Raw genomic sequence first — 16603 nt, forward strand, 5'->3', positions numbered from 1 at the left:
GCCGTTCTCAACGGGGTGCTGCGCGAAAGCGTGTGCTGAGAAAATACCCGTCGAACCTGATCCGGATAACGCCGGCGAAGGGATTTGAGGCTGTTGCTCAAAATCCTTTGCCACTCTCAAACAATGAGGTGCAAAGTGTTCAAAACTGTTCTTCCCCTGTTGGCGCTGGTTGCGCTGCCTGCCGTGGCCAGTCCTGTCCTGACGGTCTACACCTACGACTCTTTCGCTGCCGACTGGGGCCCGGGCCCGGCGGTCAAAAAAGCCTTTGAAGCCGACTGCAAGTGCGAGCTGAAGTTCGTGGCGCTGGAGGATGGCGTCTCGCTGCTGAACCGCCTGCGCATGGAAGGCAAAAACAGCAAAGCCGACGTGGTGCTGGGGCTGGATAACAATCTGCTGGAAGCGGCCACCCAGACCGGGTTGTTCGCTAAAAGCGGCGTGCCGACCGATGCGGTTAACGTCCCAGGCGGCTGGAAGAACGACACCTTTGTGCCTTTCGATTACGGCTATTTCGCCTTCGTCTACGACAAAAACAAGCTGAAAAATCCGCCAAAGAGCCTGAAAGAGCTGGTTGAAAGCGACCAGAAATGGCGTGTGATCTACGAAGATCCGCGCACCAGCACCCCGGGGCTGGGTCTGCTGCTGTGGATGCAAAAGGTCTACGGCGACAAGACCCCGGAAGCCTGGCAGAAACTGGCCGCCAAAACGGTCACCGTGACCAAAGGCTGGAGCGAAGCCTATGGCCTGTTCCTGAAAGGGGAGAGCGATCTGGTGCTGAGCTACACCACCTCCCCGGCGTACCACATCATTGCCGAGAAAAAAGAGAACTACGCCGCCGCTGACTTTGCTGAAGGTCACTATCTGCAGGTTGAGGTCGCCGCCCGGACCGCAGCCAGCAAACAGCCGGAGCTGGCTGAGAAGTTCCTGAAATTTATGGTCTCGCCGTCGTTCCAGAACACCATCCCGACCGGCAACTGGATGTACCCGGTCACCAATGTGACGTTACCGGCAGGTTTTGACACCCTGGTGAAACCGCAAACCACGCTGGAATTTACCCCGCAGGAAGTGGCCGGGAAACGTGCAGCATGGATCAATGAATGGCAACGCGCCGTCAGCCATTAATCGCCGGCTGGTTGCTGCCGGGGCTGCTGGCCGCCACGCTGATGGTGGCGGTCGCCCTGGGCGCATTTCTGGCGCTGTGGTTTAACGCGCCAGCCACCGACGTCGCGGCGCTGCTGCACGACAGCTATCTGTGGCACGTCATCCGCTTCTCGTTCTGGCAGGCGTTTCTCTCCGCCCTGCTCTCCGTCGTGCCCGCGATATTTCTTGCCCGCGCGCTCTACCGGCGTCGCTTCCCGGGCAGGCAGGCGCTGCTGCGCCTGTGCGCCATGACCCTGATCCTGCCGGTGCTGGTGGCGGTATTTGGCATTCTCAGCGTTTACGGGCGTCAGGGCTGGCTGGCTGCGCTATTCCAGGCGCTCGGGCTGGAGTGGAGCTTCTCGCCCTATGGCCTGCAGGGGATCCTGCTGGCGCACGTCTTTTTCAACATGCCGATGGCCACGCGCCTGCTTTTACAGGCGCTGGAGAATATCCCCGGCGAACAGCGCCAGCTTGCCGCCCAGCTCGGGATGCGTGGCGGGTCATTTTTCCGCTTCGTCGAGTGGCCGTGGCTGCGCCGCCAGATCCCTCCCGTCGCCGCGCTGATCTTTATGCTCTGCTTTGCCAGCTTCGCCACCGTGCTCTCGCTCGGCGGCGGGCCGCAGGCCACCACCATCGAGCTCGCCATCTATCAGGCCCTGAGCTACGACTACGATCCGGGCCGGGCAGCCCTGCTGGCGATGGTGCAGATGGTCTGCTGCCTGGGGTTGGTGATGCTGAGCCAGCGGCTGGGGAAAGCTATCCCCGTCGGCACCAGCCAGCTTGCCGGCTGGCGCGATCCCCAGGATAGCCTGCGCAGCCGCCTGACCGATGGCCTGCTTATTACCCTGGCGCTGCTGCTGTTGATCCCGCCGCTGCTGGCGGTGGTGGTCGATGGTCTGAACCTGAATTTGCTGTCGGTGCTGCAACAGCCGGTGCTGTGGCAGGCGCTGGGCACTTCGCTGCGCATTGCGCTGGGAGCCGGGCTGCTCTGCGTCCTGCTGACCATGATGTTGCTGTGGAGCAGTCGGGAACTCTATGCCCGGCAGGCGACGGTGGCCGCGCAGGCGCTGGATCTCAGCGGCATGCTGATCCTGGCGATGCCCGGCATCGTGCTGGCGAGCGGCTTTTTCCTGCTCTTCAACAGCACCGTTGGCCTGCCCGAATCGGCCGACGGCATTGTCATCTTCACCAACGCCCTGATGGCCATTCCGTATGCACTGAAAGTGCTGGAAAATCCGATGCGCGACCTCAGCGCCCGCTATACCCTGCTTTGCGACTCGCTGGGAATGCACGGCTGGCAGCGGCTGAAGGTGGTGGAACTGCGCGCCCTGAAGCGCCCGCTGGCCCAGGCCCTGGCCTTTGCCTGCGTACTGTCGATTGGCGATTTCGGGGTGGTGGCGCTGTTTGGCAATGATGATTTCCGCACCCTGCCGTTCTGGCTCTATCAGCAGATCGGCTCGTATCGCAGCCAGGACGGGGCCGTCACGGCGCTGCTGCTGCTGCTGCTCTGCTTTGCGTTATTTACCGTTATCGAAAAACTACCGGGGCGTGATGTTAAAACTGACTGATGTAACCTGGCTTTATCAGCACCTGCCGATGCGCTTCACCTTGTCCGTGCGCCGGGGCGAACTTATCGCCGTGCTCGGCCCCAGCGGCGCCGGGAAAAGCACCCTTCTCAATCTGATCGCCGGTTTTCTGCAACCGGCCAACGGCAGCATCACCCTTAACGGTCACGATCACACCCGTACGCCGCCTGCTGCGCGCCCGGTGTCGATGCTGTTTCAGGAAAACAATCTCTTCACGCACCTCAACGTGCGCCAGAACATTGGTCTGGGCATGCATCCCGGTCTCAGACTGAATGCTGTGCAACAGCAGAAGCTAAGCGACATCGCGCTGCAGATGGGGATCGGCGATCTGCTGGAACGCCTGCCGGGTGAACTGTCGGGCGGTCAGCGCCAGCGCGTCGCGCTGGCGCGCTGTCTGGTGCGTGAACAGCCTGTCCTGCTGCTGGACGAGCCCTTTTCGGCTCTCGATCCCGCCTTACGTCAGGAGATGTTGCTGTTGGTTAAAGAGGTATGTGAACGTCAGAACCTGACGATGCTGATGGTGTCGCACAGCGTGGAAGATGCGCTCAGAATCGCCCCCCGGTCGGTGGTGATTGCCGATGGCCGTATCGCCTGGGATGGCGATACGGAACAGCTGGCAAGCGGAAACGCGAGCGCGTCGCGCCTGCTGGGGATCCACTGACGCCGATCAGCGGCTGACAACCTTAAGCAGGATCTCACCATACACCGGCATCAGCGGGTGACGTACCAGCATCACCAGTGCCACCAGCGCCACGCCCAGGGTGACGGGGGCCAGCCAGAATAAACGTCCACGCGGCAGATAGCGGCTGAGGCGATCCGAGGAGGCTTTCCCGCTGCGCCACAGCCGCCAGCAGAGCCAGGCCGCCAGCCACAGCAGCAGCGCGGTCGCCAGCAGCAGCCAGCGGAAGCCGCCGCTCTGCACACCGGCAGGAATATCGATTGCCGCGCCGGCCAGGATACCCGGCAGGAAGTAAATGGGCGGCCAGAACAGGCAGCCAATCAGGTTCGGCACGATAAATTTCGCCACCGGCAGATCCAGCATTCCCGCCACCATCGGCACCAGCGGGCGCGTCGGGCCAACAAAGCGCCCCACCAGAATGGTAAACATGCTGTGTTGATGCAGGGCATGCTCGGTTTTATTGAGCAGGGCTTTGTTCTTTTTCATGAATGACCAGCGGTGCAGCGGCTTTTTAAAGCGCCAGCCCAGCCAGAATGAGATCCAGTCGCCCAGCAGACAGCCGACGATCCCCGCCAGCCACGCCTGCCAGAAGTTAACCTCGCCACTGCCAATCAGCGCGCCGAGCCCGGTCATCATCACCGTGCCAGGCAGGATCAGTCCAACCAGCGCCAGAGATTCCAGGAAGGCCACGAGCGCGACGGCGACGAGCGAATAGGTAACGGACTGGGTAATAAAATGTTCCAGCAATGCCTGCATAACAGTTCCGGTCAGGTGGCGAAGCAGGGATTCTGCGAAGAGCGCCCTGCTGCGTCAAGACAACAATTGTCTGAATAGTTTACCGGGTGTGAACGACATTCAGCGAACTTGTTTAGTTTTATTTACTTTCTATTCACACCCTGCGCGAAATTCGCTGGGGCTGGCACCAGTGCATTTTTTAAAGACCCGGGAAAAGTAGAGCTGATCCTCAAAGCCGACGTTGCGCCCGACGGTGGCAATCGGCATGCGGGTGGTGCTGAGCAGGAGCTTGGCCTGGCTGATGCGCTGATCCTCGCGCCAGCTCAGCACACTCACCCCCAGCTGCTGGCGGAACAGGTGCGACAGACGCGACGGCGACAGGCAGACATGCTGGGCGACGCTGGCGATATCAAACTGGCTGTCCGCCAGATGGTCGCTGATGTACTGACAGGCTTCGCGCACCCGGTGATCCAGCGGCGGGTTGAGCGATTCATTGATCGCCTCCATCCGGCGCAGCAGCAGCTGTTCCAGCAGGTTGATAGCCAGCAGCTCGGCATAGCGCCCCCCGCCCTGTCCGGCCTCGATGATCTGGGCAAACAGTTCCCGAAACTGCGGCTGATGCGCTTCATCCGGGCGATAAAAGCCAGTATGGGCAAACATCGACGGCCAGGCCAGCCACTCCTGCCAGTAAGCGCGCGGACGGAAGTAGACCCACTGGTGATACCACTCCCGGGCATCGGGATGACGGCCATAGTGATGAATTTCACCCGGCGGGAAGAGCAGAATATCGCCCGGACGGCAGACGAAGGTCTGATCGCCATTCTTGATCACCCCCTCTCCGCGCACGGTCAGGTTGAGGATATAGCCCTTCATCCCCAGCGGTCGATCAACGTAAAAATCGAGATAGCCGTCAGCCTCAATGGGCGTCAGTCCCGCCACCAGATGCGCGTTAAACGAGTAGCCCGGCAGCAGCGGATCGCTTTGCGTTTCAGCCATATTTTCAGTCCTCCTGGCAGTCCTGAAGGAAACCATTTGTCCATATCATCAAAAGCGGCATAAAAACGGGCTACACAAAGATCGAAAAAGTATCAGCCCGCTTTCAGATCCGCCATCATAACGCTTCCGTTGCGATTTATCCGTAACATCGAGCGGGTCGGCGGTAACAAAAGTGTCTATAACCACGGCAGAAATGTCCACATGGATTATTTGCTCGGCGTCACACTTTCCCATGTCACAGCAAAATCATCCATAAGATTAGCGGATCCCGCCTGACGATTTTCCCCCTCACTCTCTAATGTTCATTCATATCTGTTTTTTGATGGAGCAACACCATGGCAATTGCGATTGGCCTCGATTTTGGCAGTGACTCAGTACGCGCCCTGGCAGTGGAATGCACTACGGGTCAGGAGATAGCAACCAGCGTCGAGTGGTATCCGCGCTGGCAAGAGGGGCGCTATTGCGATGCGCCAAACAATCAGTTCCGCCATCATCCACGTGACTATATCGAGTCGATGGAAGCGGCAATCAAAACCGTACTGGCGGAGTTAAGCGAGGCGCAGCGCGCTCAGATCGTCGGGATTGGCGTGGACAGTACCGGCTCTACCCCGGCGCCAATTGACGCCGATGGTCACGTTCTGGCGCTGCAGCCGGCGTTCGCCGATAACCCGAACGCCATGTTTGTGCTGTGGAAAGACCATACCGCGGTGGAAGAAGCCGAAGCCATCACCCGTTTGTGCCATCAGCCAGGCAAAAACGACTACTCCCGCTACATCGGCGGCATTTACTCCAGCGAGTGGTTCTGGGCGAAGATCCTGCACGTTACCCGTCAGGATCCGCAGGTGGCAAAAGCGGCAGTCTCCTGGATTGAGCTGTGTGACTGGGTTCCGGCCCTGCTCTCCGGCACTACCCGTCCGCAGGATATCCGTCGCGGTCGCTGTAGCGCCGGGCACAAATCCCTCTGGCATGAAAGCTGGGGTGGCCTGCCGCCTGCCGCCTTCTTTGACGAACTCGACCCCATCATCAACCAGAACCTCGACTACCCGCTCTTTACCGATACCTGGACCGCTGATATCCCGGTCGGCACGCTCTGCGCCGAGTGGGCGGAACGCCTGGGCCTGCCTCAGACGGTGGCCATTTCCGGCGGCGCTTTTGACTGCCATATGGGCGCGGTCGGCGCGGGCGCACAGCCCAACACGCTGGTGAAAGTGATCGGCACCTCCACCTGCGACATCCTGACAGCGGATAAAGCCAGCGTCGGCGATCGCGCCGTGAAAGGCATCTGCGGCCAGGTTGACGGCAGCGTGGTACCTGACTTTATCGGGCTGGAAGCGGGTCAGTCCGCCTTTGGCGACATCTACGCCTGGTTTGGCCGCGTGCTGGGCTGGCCGCTGGATCAGCTGGCCGCCGCCCATCCGGAACTGAAAACCCAGATCACAGAGAGCAAAAAACAGCTGCTGCCGCAGTTGACCGACGCTTGGGCGAAGAATCCTTCCCTCGATCATCTTCCGGTCGTTCTCGACTGGTTTAACGGCCGCCGTACGCCAAATGCCAACCAGCGTCTGAAAGGGGTGATTACCGATCTGAATCTCGCCACCGACGCCCCGGCGCTGTTTGGCGGGCTGGTAGCGGCTACCGCCTTTGGCGCGCGCGCCATTATGGAGTGCTTTACCGAACAGGGGATCGCCGTCAATGAGGTGATGGCGCTGGGCGGTATCGCCCGTAAGAACCCGGTAATTATGCAGGCCTGCTGCGACGTGCTGAACCGTCCGCTGCAGATTGTCGCCTCGGATCAGTGCTGTGCCCTGGGCGCGGCGATCTTCGCGGCGGTGGCGGCGGGCGTACACACCGACATCCCAACAGCGCAGCAGCATATGGCGAGCAAGGTGGAAAGCACCCTGCAGCCGCGCACGCAGCAGGCGCAACGTTTTGAACAGCTTTATCAGCGCTACCAGCAGTGGGCGAAGAGCGCTGAGCAGCACTATCTCCCTGTCGCCGCCCCGGTTAAAAACATCCCGGAATCTACGGCAACCCTGACACATTAAGGACACGATAATGACGATTTTTAATAATTATGAAGTGTGGTTTGTGATTGGTAGCCAGCATCTTTATGGGCCGGAAGCCCTGCGCCAGGTGACTCAACACGCAGAACATGTTGTAAACGCCCTGAATGCGGAAGCAAAACTGCCGTGCAAGCTGGTACTGAAGCCGCTGGGCACCTCACCGGATGAAATTACCCATATCTGTCGCGATGCTAACTACGACGATAAATGCGCGGGTCTGGTGGTGTGGCTGCACACCTTCTCTCCGGCCAAGATGTGGATCAACGGCCTCTCCATCCTCAACAAACCGCTGCTGCAGTTCCATACCCAGTTCAACGCGGCGCTGCCATGGGACAGCATTGATATGGACTTTATGAACCTGAACCAGACCGCGCACGGCGGCCGTGAGTTCGGCTTCATCGGCGCGCGTATGCGCCAGCAGCATGCTGTCGTCACTGGCCACTGGCAGGACAAGCAGGCGCACCAGCGGATTGGTTCCTGGATGCGCCAGGCCGTATCGAAGCAGGATACCCGCCAGCTGAAAGTGGTGCGCTTCGGCGACAACATGCGTGAAGTGGCGGTAACGGACGGCGATAAAGTGGCCGCGCAGATCAAGTTTGGTTTTTCCGTCAACACCTGGGCGGTGGGCGATCTGGTGCAGGTCGTCAATGAAATCAGCGATGGCGACGTCAATGCGCTGGTGGATGAGTACGAAAGCAGCTATCGCCTGACGGCGGCGGCACAGGTGAATGGTGATAAGCGCCAGAACGTGCTGGATGCAGCCCGTATTGAGCTGGGCATGAAACGCTTCCTGGAACAGGGCGGCTTCCATGCCTTTACCACCACCTTTGAAGATCTTCACGGCCTGAAGCAGCTTCCGGGCCTGGCGGTACAACGTCTGATGCAGCAGGGCTACGGCTTTGCCGGTGAAGGCGACTGGAAAACTGCCGCTCTGCTACGCATCATGAAAGTGATGTCGACCGGTCTGCAGGGCGGCACCTCCTTTATGGAGGATTACACCTACCACTTCGAGAACGGCAACGATCTGGTGTTGGGTTCGCACATGCTGGAAGTCTGCCCGTCGATCGCCGTGGATGAAAAACCGATCCTCGACGTTCAGCATCTCGGCATCGGCGGCAAAGCCGATCCAGCGCGTCTGATCTTCAATACCCGTACCGGCCCGGCCATTAACGCCAGCCTGATCGATCTGGGCGATCGTTTCCGCCTGCTGGTGAACTGCGTCGACGCCGTTGAAACGCCGCATTCCCTGCCAAAACTGCCAGTGGCGAACGCCCTGTGGAAAGCCCAGCCGGATCTGGCAACCGCCTCCGAAGCCTGGATCGTAGCAGGTGGCGCGCACCATACCGTCTTCAGCCATGCGCTGGATCTCAACGACATGCGTCAGTTCGCGGAACTGCACGACATCGAACTGACGGTCATTGATAACGACACCCGTCTGCCAGCCTTTAAAGATGCGCTGCGCTGGAACGAAGTCTACTACGGTTCAAAACGTTAACAGGGGAACCTTTGGCCTGCCGCAGGGCGGGCCTTTTTTCCTGGAGGATACATGCTGGAAGATCTCAAACGTCAGGTGCTTGAAGCCAACCTCGCCCTGCCGGAACATAATCTCGTTACCCTGACCTGGGGCAACGTCAGTGCCGTGGACCGCGAAGCAGGCGTGTTCGTCATTAAACCGTCCGGCGTCGACTACCGGGTAATGACTGCCGAGGATATGGTGGTGGTGAGCATCGCCACCGGTGAAGTGGTTGAGGGGAAGAAAAAGCCCTCCTCCGATACGCCAACGCATCGCCTGCTCTATCAGGCCTTCCCGTCTATCGGCGGCATCGTCCACACTCACTCCCGTCACGCCACTATCTGGGCGCAGGCAGGCCAGCCGATACCGGCGACCGGCACCACCCACGCCGACTATTTCTATGGCACCATCCCCTGTACCCGCAAGATGACCGATGCCGAGATCAACGGCGAGTATGAGTGGGAGACCGGCAACGTGATAGTTGAAACCTTCGAGAAACAGGGTATCGACGCCGCACAGATGCCGGGGGTGCTGGTTCACTCTCACGGCCCGTTTGCGTGGGGTAAAAATGCCGAAGATGCGGTGCATAACGCTATTGTGCTGGAAGAGGTGGCCTATATGGGCATCTTCTGCCGCCAGCTGGCGCCGCAGCTGCCGGATATGCAGCAGACGTTGCTGGATAAACACTATCTGCGTAAGCACGGCGCGAAAGCCTATTACGGGCAGTAAAACCCGCCCGGTGGCGCTACGCTTACCGGGCCTACAGGTCTCCCAGGCCGAATAAGCGCAGCGCCATCTGGCAAAGCTCACCTGTATAAAACCCCAGCAAAACAACCTTAACCAGGCTATAATCAGGCCTGGTTTTGTTTTATGAGAGAACGGCGTGGCGCAGGCGCAACAAGGCTTTTTACTCACCCGACACTGGCGGGATACGCCCCAGGGTACCGAAGTTGAATTCTGGCTGGCGACAGATACCGGCCCGCTAAACGTCACCCTGCCTGTCCAGGAGTCCGTTGCGTTTATTCCCGAGCCTGACGTCGAAAAAGCCCGCCAGCTGCTGCAGGGTGAAAATGGCTGGCGGCTGACGCCCCTTGAGCTGAAAGATTTCCACCGTCGTCCGGTTTACGGCCTTTACTGCCGTGCCCACCGCCAGCTGATGCGTTATGAAAAGCTGCTGCGCGAGGCGGGCGTGACCCTCTTTGAGGCCGATGTTCGTCCCCCGGAGCGCTTTCTGATGGAGCGCTTTATCACCGCACCGGTCTGGGTGGACGGTACGCCCCAGGGCGAACGGCTGATCAATGCCCGTCTCAAACCCAATCCGCACTATCGTCCGCCCCTGAAATGGGCGTCGGTGGACATTGAAACCACCCGTCACGGGGAGCTGTACTGCATCGGCATCGAAGGCTGCGGCCAGCGGGTTGTCTATATGCTGGGCCCGGCCAACGGCGACGCCTCGGGGCTCGATTTCCAGCTGGAGTATGTGAACAGCCGTCTGCAGCTGATCGAAAAACTGAATGCATGGTTCGCCCGGCATGACCCGGACGTCATCATCGGCTGGAACGTAGTGCAGTTTGATTTGCGCATTCTGCAAAAACATGCCGAGCGTTACCGCATCCCCCTGCTGCTCGGCCGCGGCAACAGCGAGCTGGAGTGGCGCGAGCACGGCTTTAAAAAAGGCGTCTTTTTTGCTCAGGCGAACGGGCGCTTAATCATCGACGGCATCGAGGCACTGAAATCCGCCTTCTGGAGCTTCTCGTCATTTTCGCTGGAATCGGTATCGCAGGAGCTGCTCGGGGAAGGTAAATCCATCGACAATCCCTGGGACAGGATGGACGAAATTGACCGCCGCTTCGCCGAAGATAAACCGGCCCTGGCGACCTATAACCTGAAAGACTGCGAGCTGGTGACGCGGATTTTCCACAAAACCGAGATCATGCCGTTTCTGCTGGAGCGCGCCACGGTCAATGGCCTGGCGGTCGACCGGCACGGCGGCTCCGTGGCTGCCTTCAGCCATCTCTATTTTCCGCGCATGCACCGGGCGGGCTATGTAGCCCCCAATCTCGGTGACGTGCCGCCCCAGGCCAGCCCCGGCGGCTATGTGATGGACTCCCGCCCCGGCCTGTACGACTCGGTGCTGGTGCTGGATTACAAAAGCCTCTATCCGTCGATCATTCGCACCTTTCTTATCGATCCGGTTGGACTGGTGGAAGGGCTCGCCCAGCCGGATGAGCAGCACAGCACCGAGGGCTTCCTCGGGGCGCGTTTCTCCCGGGAAAAACACTGCCTGCCGGAGATCGTCAGCCAGATCTGGTACGGGCGCGAAGAGGCCAAGCGCCACGGCAATAAGCCGCTTTCCCAGGCGCTGAAGATCATCATGAATGCCTTTTATGGCGTGCTCGGCACCAGCGCCTGCCGTTTCTTCGACCCGCGCCTGGCCTCGTCGATTACCATGCGCGGCCACGAGATCATGCGCCAGACCAAAGTGCTGGTGGAATCCCGGGGCTATGACGTGATCTATGGCGATACCGACTCGACCTTCGTCTGGCTCAGGGGGGCGAAAAGCGAAGCGGAGGCGACCGCCATCGGCCAGGCGCTGGTGGCTTACGTGAACGACTGGTGGCGAACGCATTTGCAACAGGCTGGCCTGACCAGCGCCCTGGAGCTGGAGTATGAAACCCACTTCTGCCGCTTTTTAATGCCCACCATCCGGGGAACCGATCAGGGCAGCAAAAAGCGCTACGCTGGGCTTATCCAGGAGGGGGAAAAGCAGCGAATGGTATTTAAAGGGCTGGAAACCGTCCGTACCGACTGGACCCCGCTGGCGCAGCGTTTCCAGCAGGAGCTTTATCTGAAAATTTTTCGTCGCGAACCCTATCAGGAGTTTGTGCGCGAGACCATCGCCAGCCTGATGGCGGGCGAGCTGGATGACCAGCTGGTCTACCGCAAGCGGCTGCGTCGCCCGCTGGCGGAGTATCAGCGCAACGTGCCGCCCCACGTTCGTGCCGCCCGGCTTGCCGATGAAGAGAACGTCCGTCTTGGGCGCGCGCCGCAGTACCAGAACCGAGGCACCATCAAGTATGTCTGGACCACCAGCGGCCCGGAGCCGGTGGATTATCAGCGTTCGCCCCTTGACTATGAGCACTACCTCACGCGCCAGCTACAGCCCGTCGCCGAGGGAATTTTACCGTTCATGGACGACGACTTTGCTACACTGATGACAGGTCAGTTGGGGCTATTTTGACAGGTGACGAAATCGCTGCCATCCAGTACCATAGCGCCCTTTCCATTCCCGGACCCATTATTCGATTACCGTCATTTCTGATCGGTGGTTGAACTATTGCCTGCAATTAAAGATTAGAGCCGAACAAATATGCCTTTTACACTTGGTCAACGCTGGATCAGCGACACCGAAAGCGAACTTGGATTAGGAACGGTAGTGGCGCTGGATGCGCGTATGGTCACTCTCCTCTTCCCCGCCACCGGTGAAAACCGTCTGTATGCTCGCAATGATTCCCCTGTTACCCGCGTGATGTTTAACCCGGGCGACACCGTTACCAGCCATGAAGGCTGGCAGCTGAAGATTGAAGACGTAAAAGAAGAGAATGGTCTGCTCGCCTATATCGGAACCCGACTGGATACCGAAGAGACGGGCGTCATGCTGCGCGAAGTGCTGCTCGACAGCAAACTGGTCTTCAGCAAGCCGCAGGATCGCCTGTTCGCCGGTCAGATCGACCGCATGGATCGCTTCTCGCTGCGTTACCGTGCGCGCAAGTTCCAGAGCGAGCAGTACCGCATGCCGTGGAGCGGTCTGCGCGGCCAGCGCACCAGCCTGATTCCCCATCAGCTCAACATCGCCCATGACGTTGGCTGCCGCCATGCGCCGCGCGTCCTGCTGGCGGATGAAGTCGGTTTAGGTAAAACCATCGAAGCGGGCATGATCCTGCACCAGCAGCTGCTCTCCGGCGCAGCCGAGCGCGTGCTGATTGTGGTGCCAGAAACCCTACAGCACCAGTGGCTGGTGGAGATGCTGCGTCGCTTCAACCTGCGTTTCTCCCTGTTTGACGACGAGCGCTACGCCGAAGCCCAGCACGACGCCGATAACCCGTTCGAAACCGAACAGCTGGTGATCTGCTCCCTGGACTTCGTTCGCCGCAGCAAGCAGCGTCTTGAACACCTCTGTGATGCCGAGTGGGACATCATGGTGGTCGATGAAGCGCACCATCTGGTGTGGAACGTCGACGCGCCGAGCCGTGAATATATGGCGATTGAACAGCTGGCCGAGCGCGTACCTGGCGTACTGCTGCTCACCGCTACGCCGGAACAGCTGGGTCTGGAGAGCCACTTCGCGCGTCTGCGCCTGCTGGACCCAAACCGTTTCCATGACTTTGACCTCTTTGTCGAAGAGCAGAAAAATTATCGCCCGGTGGCGGATGCCGTTGCCCTGCTGCTGGCGGGCAAGCACCTCTCCAACGACGAGCTCAACACCCTGAGCGATCTGATTGGCGAACAGGATATCGAGCCGTTACTCCAGGCGGCCAACAGCGATCGTGAAGGCGCCGACGCAGCACGCCAGGAGCTGGTCTCCATGCTGATGGACAGGCACGGCACCAGCCGCGTACTGTTCCGTAATACCCGTAACGGGGTGAAAGGCTTCCCGAAACGCGAGCTGCATACCGTTCGTCTGCCGCTGCCCACCCAGTATCAAACGGCGATCAAGGTCTCCGGCATCATGGGCGCACGCAAAACAGCGGAAGAGCGCGCCCGGGACATGCTCTATCCGGAACAGATTTATCAGGAGTTTGAAGGCGATACCGGCACCTGGTGGAACTTCGACCCGCGCGTTGAATGGCTGATGGGTTATCTGACCGCCAACCGTTCCCAGAAAGTGCTGGTCATCTGCGCCAAAGCCACCACCGCGCTGCAGCTTGAGCAGGTTCTGCGCGAGCGGGAAGGTATTCGCGCGGCGGTGTTCCATGAAGGCATGTCCATTATCGAGCGCGACCGCGCCGCGGCGTGGTTCTCCGAAGAGGACAGCGGCGCCCAGGTGCTGCTCTGCTCCGAAATCGGCTCCGAGGGGCGTAACTTCCAGTTCGCCAGCCGTCTGGTGATGTTCGATCTGCCGTTCAACCCGGACCTGCTGGAGCAGCGTATCGGTCGTCTGGACCGTATCGGTCAGGCGCACGACATTCAGATCCACGTTCCGTATCTGGAAAAAACCGCCCAGTCGGTGCTGGTGCGCTGGTTCCACGAAGGGCTGGATGCGTTTGAACATACCTGCCCGACCGGTCGTACCATTTACGATAGCGTGCATAACGAGCTGACTGGCTATCTGGCGGCGCCGGAAAACACCGAGGGCTTTGACGAGCTGATCAAAACCTGCCGTGAACAGCATGACGCCCTGAAAGCGCAGCTGGAGCAGGGCCGCGACCGCCTGCTGGAGATCCACTCCAACGGCGGCGAGAAAGCCCAGCGGCTGGCAGAGAGCATTGAAGAGCAGGATGACGATACCAGCCTGATCAGCTTCGCCATGAACCTGTTTGATATCGTCGGTATCAACCAGGACGATCGCGGCGAGAACTTGATTGTGCTGACCCCGTCCGATCACATGCTGGTGCCGGACTTCCCGGGCCTGCCGGAAGATGGCTGCACCATCACCTTCGAGCGTGATGTGGCGCTGTCCCGCGAGGATGCACAGTTCATCACCTGGGAGCACCCGCTGATCCGCAATGGTCTGGATCTGATCCTCTCTGGCGATACCGGCAGCAGCACCATCTCGCTGCTGAAGAATAAGGCGCTGCCGGTGGGTACCCTGCTGCTGGAGCTGATCTACGTGGTGGAGGCCCAGGCGCCGAAACAGCTGCAACTCAACCGCTTCCTACCTGCCACGCCGGTGCGTCTGCTGCTGGACAAAAACGGTACCAACCTGGCGGCGCAGGTCGAGTTTGAGAGCTTTAACCGCCAGCTGAGCGCGGTGAATCGCCATACCGGCAGCAAGCTGGTGAATGCGGTGCAGCAGGATGTCTACGCCATCCTCCAGCAGGGTGAGTCTCAGGTTGAGAAAGCAGCGCGTACCCTGATTGACGCGGCGCGCAGCGAGGCGGATGAAAAACTGTCGGCGGAGCTCTCTCGTCTCGAGGCCCTGCGTGCGGTGAACCCGAATATTCGTGACGATGAACTGGCGGCGATTGAAACCAATCGTCAGCAGGTGCTTGAGAGCCTGAACCAGGCGGGATGGCGTCTGGATGCGCTGCGCCTTATCGTTGTGACGCATCAGTAAGCGGAGCGAAACATGTTGATGGAACCCTACAATCCGCCGCAGGATCCGTGGCTGGTCATTCTCTATCAGGATGAGCATATTATGGTGGTCAACAAGCCAAGCGGCCTGTTGTCCGTGCCGGGCCGGCTGGATGAGCACAAAGACAGCGTGATGACGCGCGTTCAGCGTGATTTTCCACAGGCGGAGTCCGTCCACCGTCTGGACATGGCCACCAGTGGAGTGATTGTAGTGGCGCTGACCAAGGCGGCAGAGCGCGAGCTGAAACGTCAGTTTCGTGAGCGTGAGCCGAAGAAGCAGTACCTGGCGCGCGTCTGGGGACATCCACAGCCTGCGGAACGGCTGGTTGACCTGCCGCTGATCTGCGACTGGCCTAACCGCCCGAAACAGAAGGTCTGCTACGAGACCGGCAAGGCGGCGCAAACCGAGTATGAAGTGCTGGAGTACGCGGAGGACAACAGCGCCCGCGTGCTGTTAAAACCGATTACCGGCCGCTCGCACCAGCTGCGTGTGCATATGCTGGCGCTGGGTCACCCGATTCTGGGGGATCGCTTTTATGCCACGCCGGAAGCCCGGGCGATGGCGCCGCGTCTGCAACTGCATGCGGAAATGCTCACCATCACCCACCCGGAATACGGTACGCCGATGACCTTTAAGGCACCGGCAGACTTTTGAACCGTTGCCCGGCAGCACCTTGCCGCCGGGCCAACCGCTTCCTTACTTAAAGCCCTTCTGCTCTTTGATAAGCTCGTAGGCTTTCTGAATTTCCTGCGCTTTTTGCTTCGCCATCTCCATCATCTCTGGCGGTAAACCTTTCGCGACCAGCTTATCCGGATGATGCTCGCTCATCAGCTTACGGTAGGCGCGCTTAATGGTTGTCGGCTCATCGGTTGGCTTCACGCCCAGCACGTTACAGGCATCTTCCAGGGTAGGACCACGCTGCGCCTGCTGCCAGCCGCCTCCGCCCGCCTGCTGTTGCTGATAGCCGCCGCCAAACTGTGCGCCGCCCTGCATCATGCGCAGGAACTGATCGAACTGGGTGCGGGAAATGCCCAACTCTTCGGCGATAACATACAGCACCTCACGTTCGTTCGGGTGGAGCGACCCATCGGCAAACGCCGCCTGGATCTGAATCTCCAGAAACATCCGAATTAAGTCGAAGCGCCCGAAGCAGATGCTGCGGAACTGACGCATTTTTTCGCGCAAGGGATAGTTATCCGCCTTACCGATACGAAATGCGTTTTGCGCGGCCGCCCGGGAGTCACCGTGCAGGTTCATGCGATCCATAAACTGGCTGGCGACATGGATGTCGGCCTCGGTGACACGCCCTTTCGACTTGGTCAGATGGCCCATTACCTCGAAGGTTGTCGCAAAAAAAAGCGCCTGGCGTTCACGCTGGTTAGCGAACCAGGCCATCTTGCGACTGCGCGCTTTATCAAACATATGGCCGATAAGCAGCCCCAGAACGATACCCCAGAAGCCCGCGCCCATCAGTAAAGCGAACGCTACGCCGATAATTTTTCCCCAATACTGCATATACTCCCCAAATGGTGATCGATTTGATCCAGCGCAACGCCATCATTCCGGTGGCCTGGCCACGGTCAAGTGAAGGACATCGCC

12 protein-coding genes and 1 riboswitch are annotated in these 16603 nt (G+C 59.7%); of the genes, 9 read left to right on the plus strand and 3 right to left on the minus strand.

Features of this window, described 5'->3' with window-relative positions; translation table 11 throughout:
- Position 1: 1 nt before the first annotated feature.
- Positions 2-101, plus strand: a riboswitch (TPP riboswitch).
- Between the two features lie 34 nt (positions 102-135).
- Genes thiB through thiQ form a run of 3 tightly spaced genes read left to right on the plus strand, consistent with a single transcriptional unit; the run spans position 136 to position 3384 of the window.
- On the plus strand, positions 136-1119 hold the full coding sequence (thiB, locus tag DVA43_RS14155) for a thiamine ABC transporter substrate binding subunit (RefSeq protein WP_114317147.1): 984 nt from the start codon (positions 136-138) through the stop codon (positions 1117-1119).
- Positions 1095-2705 carry a thiamine/thiamine pyrophosphate ABC transporter permease ThiP gene (gene thiP, locus DVA43_RS14160; RefSeq protein WP_103823231.1) on the plus strand — a complete coding sequence of 537 codons (1611 nt, stop codon included), beginning with the start codon at positions 1095-1097 and terminating at the stop codon, positions 2703-2705. Before thiB ends, thiP begins: the two co-directional genes overlap by 25 nt.
- Positions 2689-3384, plus strand: a complete 696-nt coding sequence (gene thiQ, locus DVA43_RS14165; RefSeq protein ID WP_103823230.1) for a thiamine ABC transporter ATP-binding protein ThiQ — start codon at positions 2689-2691, stop codon at positions 3382-3384. The genes thiP and thiQ overlap by 17 nt, the downstream gene beginning before the upstream one ends.
- A gap of 6 nt (positions 3385-3390) precedes the next feature.
- Here the strand turns inward: thiQ and DVA43_RS14170 are convergent, their stop codons facing one another.
- The gene (locus DVA43_RS14170) at positions 3391-4158 is read right to left on the minus strand and encodes a DedA family protein (protein ID WP_114315906.1); all 768 of its coding nucleotides are present in this window, start codon (positions 4156-4158) and stop codon (positions 3391-3393) included.
- A gap of 129 nt (positions 4159-4287) precedes the next feature.
- A complete protein-coding gene (gene araC, locus DVA43_RS14175; protein WP_103823228.1) occupies positions 4288-5133 on the minus strand; it encodes an arabinose operon transcriptional regulator AraC in 846 nt (281 codons plus the stop codon).
- Positions 5134-5468: 335 nt separating this feature from the next.
- On the opposite strand from araC, the gene araB reads away from it, so the two are divergent.
- The 6 genes from araB (at position 5469) to rluA (ending at position 15658) form a co-directional block, all read left to right on the plus strand.
- Positions 5469-7178, plus strand: coding sequence for a ribulokinase (araB, locus tag DVA43_RS14180; RefSeq protein ID WP_114315907.1), 1710 nt, complete (start codon positions 5469-5471; stop codon positions 7176-7178).
- Positions 7179-7188: 10 nt separating this feature from the next.
- Positions 7189-8691 carry an L-arabinose isomerase gene (gene araA, locus DVA43_RS14185; protein WP_039030399.1) on the plus strand — a complete coding sequence of 501 codons (1503 nt, stop codon included), beginning with the start codon at positions 7189-7191 and terminating at the stop codon, positions 8689-8691.
- 51 nt (positions 8692-8742) lie between these two features.
- Positions 8743-9438 (plus strand): L-ribulose-5-phosphate 4-epimerase, encoded by a 696-nt coding sequence (gene araD / locus DVA43_RS14190; protein ID WP_114315908.1) that lies wholly within the window; start codon positions 8743-8745, stop codon positions 9436-9438.
- 154 nt (positions 9439-9592) lie between these two features.
- Positions 9593-11950 carry a DNA polymerase II gene (gene polB / locus DVA43_RS14195; RefSeq protein ID WP_114315909.1) on the plus strand — a complete coding sequence of 786 codons (2358 nt, stop codon included), beginning with the start codon at positions 9593-9595 and terminating at the stop codon, positions 11948-11950.
- Positions 11951-12079: 129 nt separating this feature from the next.
- Complete coding sequence (gene rapA, locus DVA43_RS14200) at positions 12080-14986, plus strand: RNA polymerase-associated protein RapA (protein ID WP_114315910.1); 2907 nt, start codon at positions 12080-12082, stop codon at positions 14984-14986.
- Between the two features lie 12 nt (positions 14987-14998).
- On the plus strand, positions 14999-15658 hold the full coding sequence (gene rluA / locus DVA43_RS14205; protein WP_114315911.1) for a bifunctional tRNA pseudouridine(32) synthase/23S rRNA pseudouridine(746) synthase RluA: 660 nt from the start codon (positions 14999-15001) through the stop codon (positions 15656-15658).
- Positions 15659-15700: 42 nt separating this feature from the next.
- Here rluA and djlA read toward each other — a convergent pair whose 3' ends face one another.
- Entirely contained in the window at positions 15701-16519 is an 819-nt protein-coding gene (djlA, locus tag DVA43_RS14210) for a co-chaperone DjlA (RefSeq protein ID WP_103178240.1), read from the minus strand.
- Positions 16520-16603 lie beyond the last annotated feature (84 nt).

Origin of the sequence: Leclercia sp. W6, assembly GCF_003336345.1 — a bacterium.
Taxonomy (GTDB): domain Bacteria; phylum Pseudomonadota; class Gammaproteobacteria; order Enterobacterales; family Enterobacteriaceae; genus Enterobacter.

Bases quoted from the DNA above. Each gene is read 5' to 3' on its own strand.
- araD (WP_114315908.1), top strand. From the start codon at position 8,743: ATGCTGGAAGATCTCAAACGTCAGGTGCTTGAAGCCAACCTCGCCCTG.
- thiP (WP_103823231.1), top strand. From the start codon at position 1,095: ATGGCAACGCGCCGTCAGCCATTAATCGCCGGCTGGTTGCTGCCGGGG.
- araA (WP_039030399.1), top strand. From the start codon at position 7,189: ATGACGATTTTTAATAATTATGAAGTGTGGTTTGTGATTGGTAGCCAG.
- araB (WP_114315907.1), top strand. From the start codon at position 5,469: ATGGCAATTGCGATTGGCCTCGATTTTGGCAGTGACTCAGTACGCGCC.
- DVA43_RS14170 (WP_114315906.1), bottom strand. From the start codon at position 4,158: ATGCAGGCATTGCTGGAACATTTTATTACCCAGTCCGTTACCTATTCG.
- thiQ (WP_103823230.1), top strand. From the start codon at position 2,689: ATGTTAAAACTGACTGATGTAACCTGGCTTTATCAGCACCTGCCGATG.
- rapA (WP_114315910.1), top strand. From the start codon at position 12,080: ATGCCTTTTACACTTGGTCAACGCTGGATCAGCGACACCGAAAGCGAA.
- rluA (WP_114315911.1), top strand. From the start codon at position 14,999: ATGTTGATGGAACCCTACAATCCGCCGCAGGATCCGTGGCTGGTCATT.
- araC (WP_103823228.1), bottom strand. From the start codon at position 5,133: ATGGCTGAAACGCAAAGCGATCCGCTGCTGCCGGGCTACTCGTTTAAC.
- djlA (WP_103178240.1), bottom strand. From the start codon at position 16,519: ATGCAGTATTGGGGAAAAATTATCGGCGTAGCGTTCGCTTTACTGATG.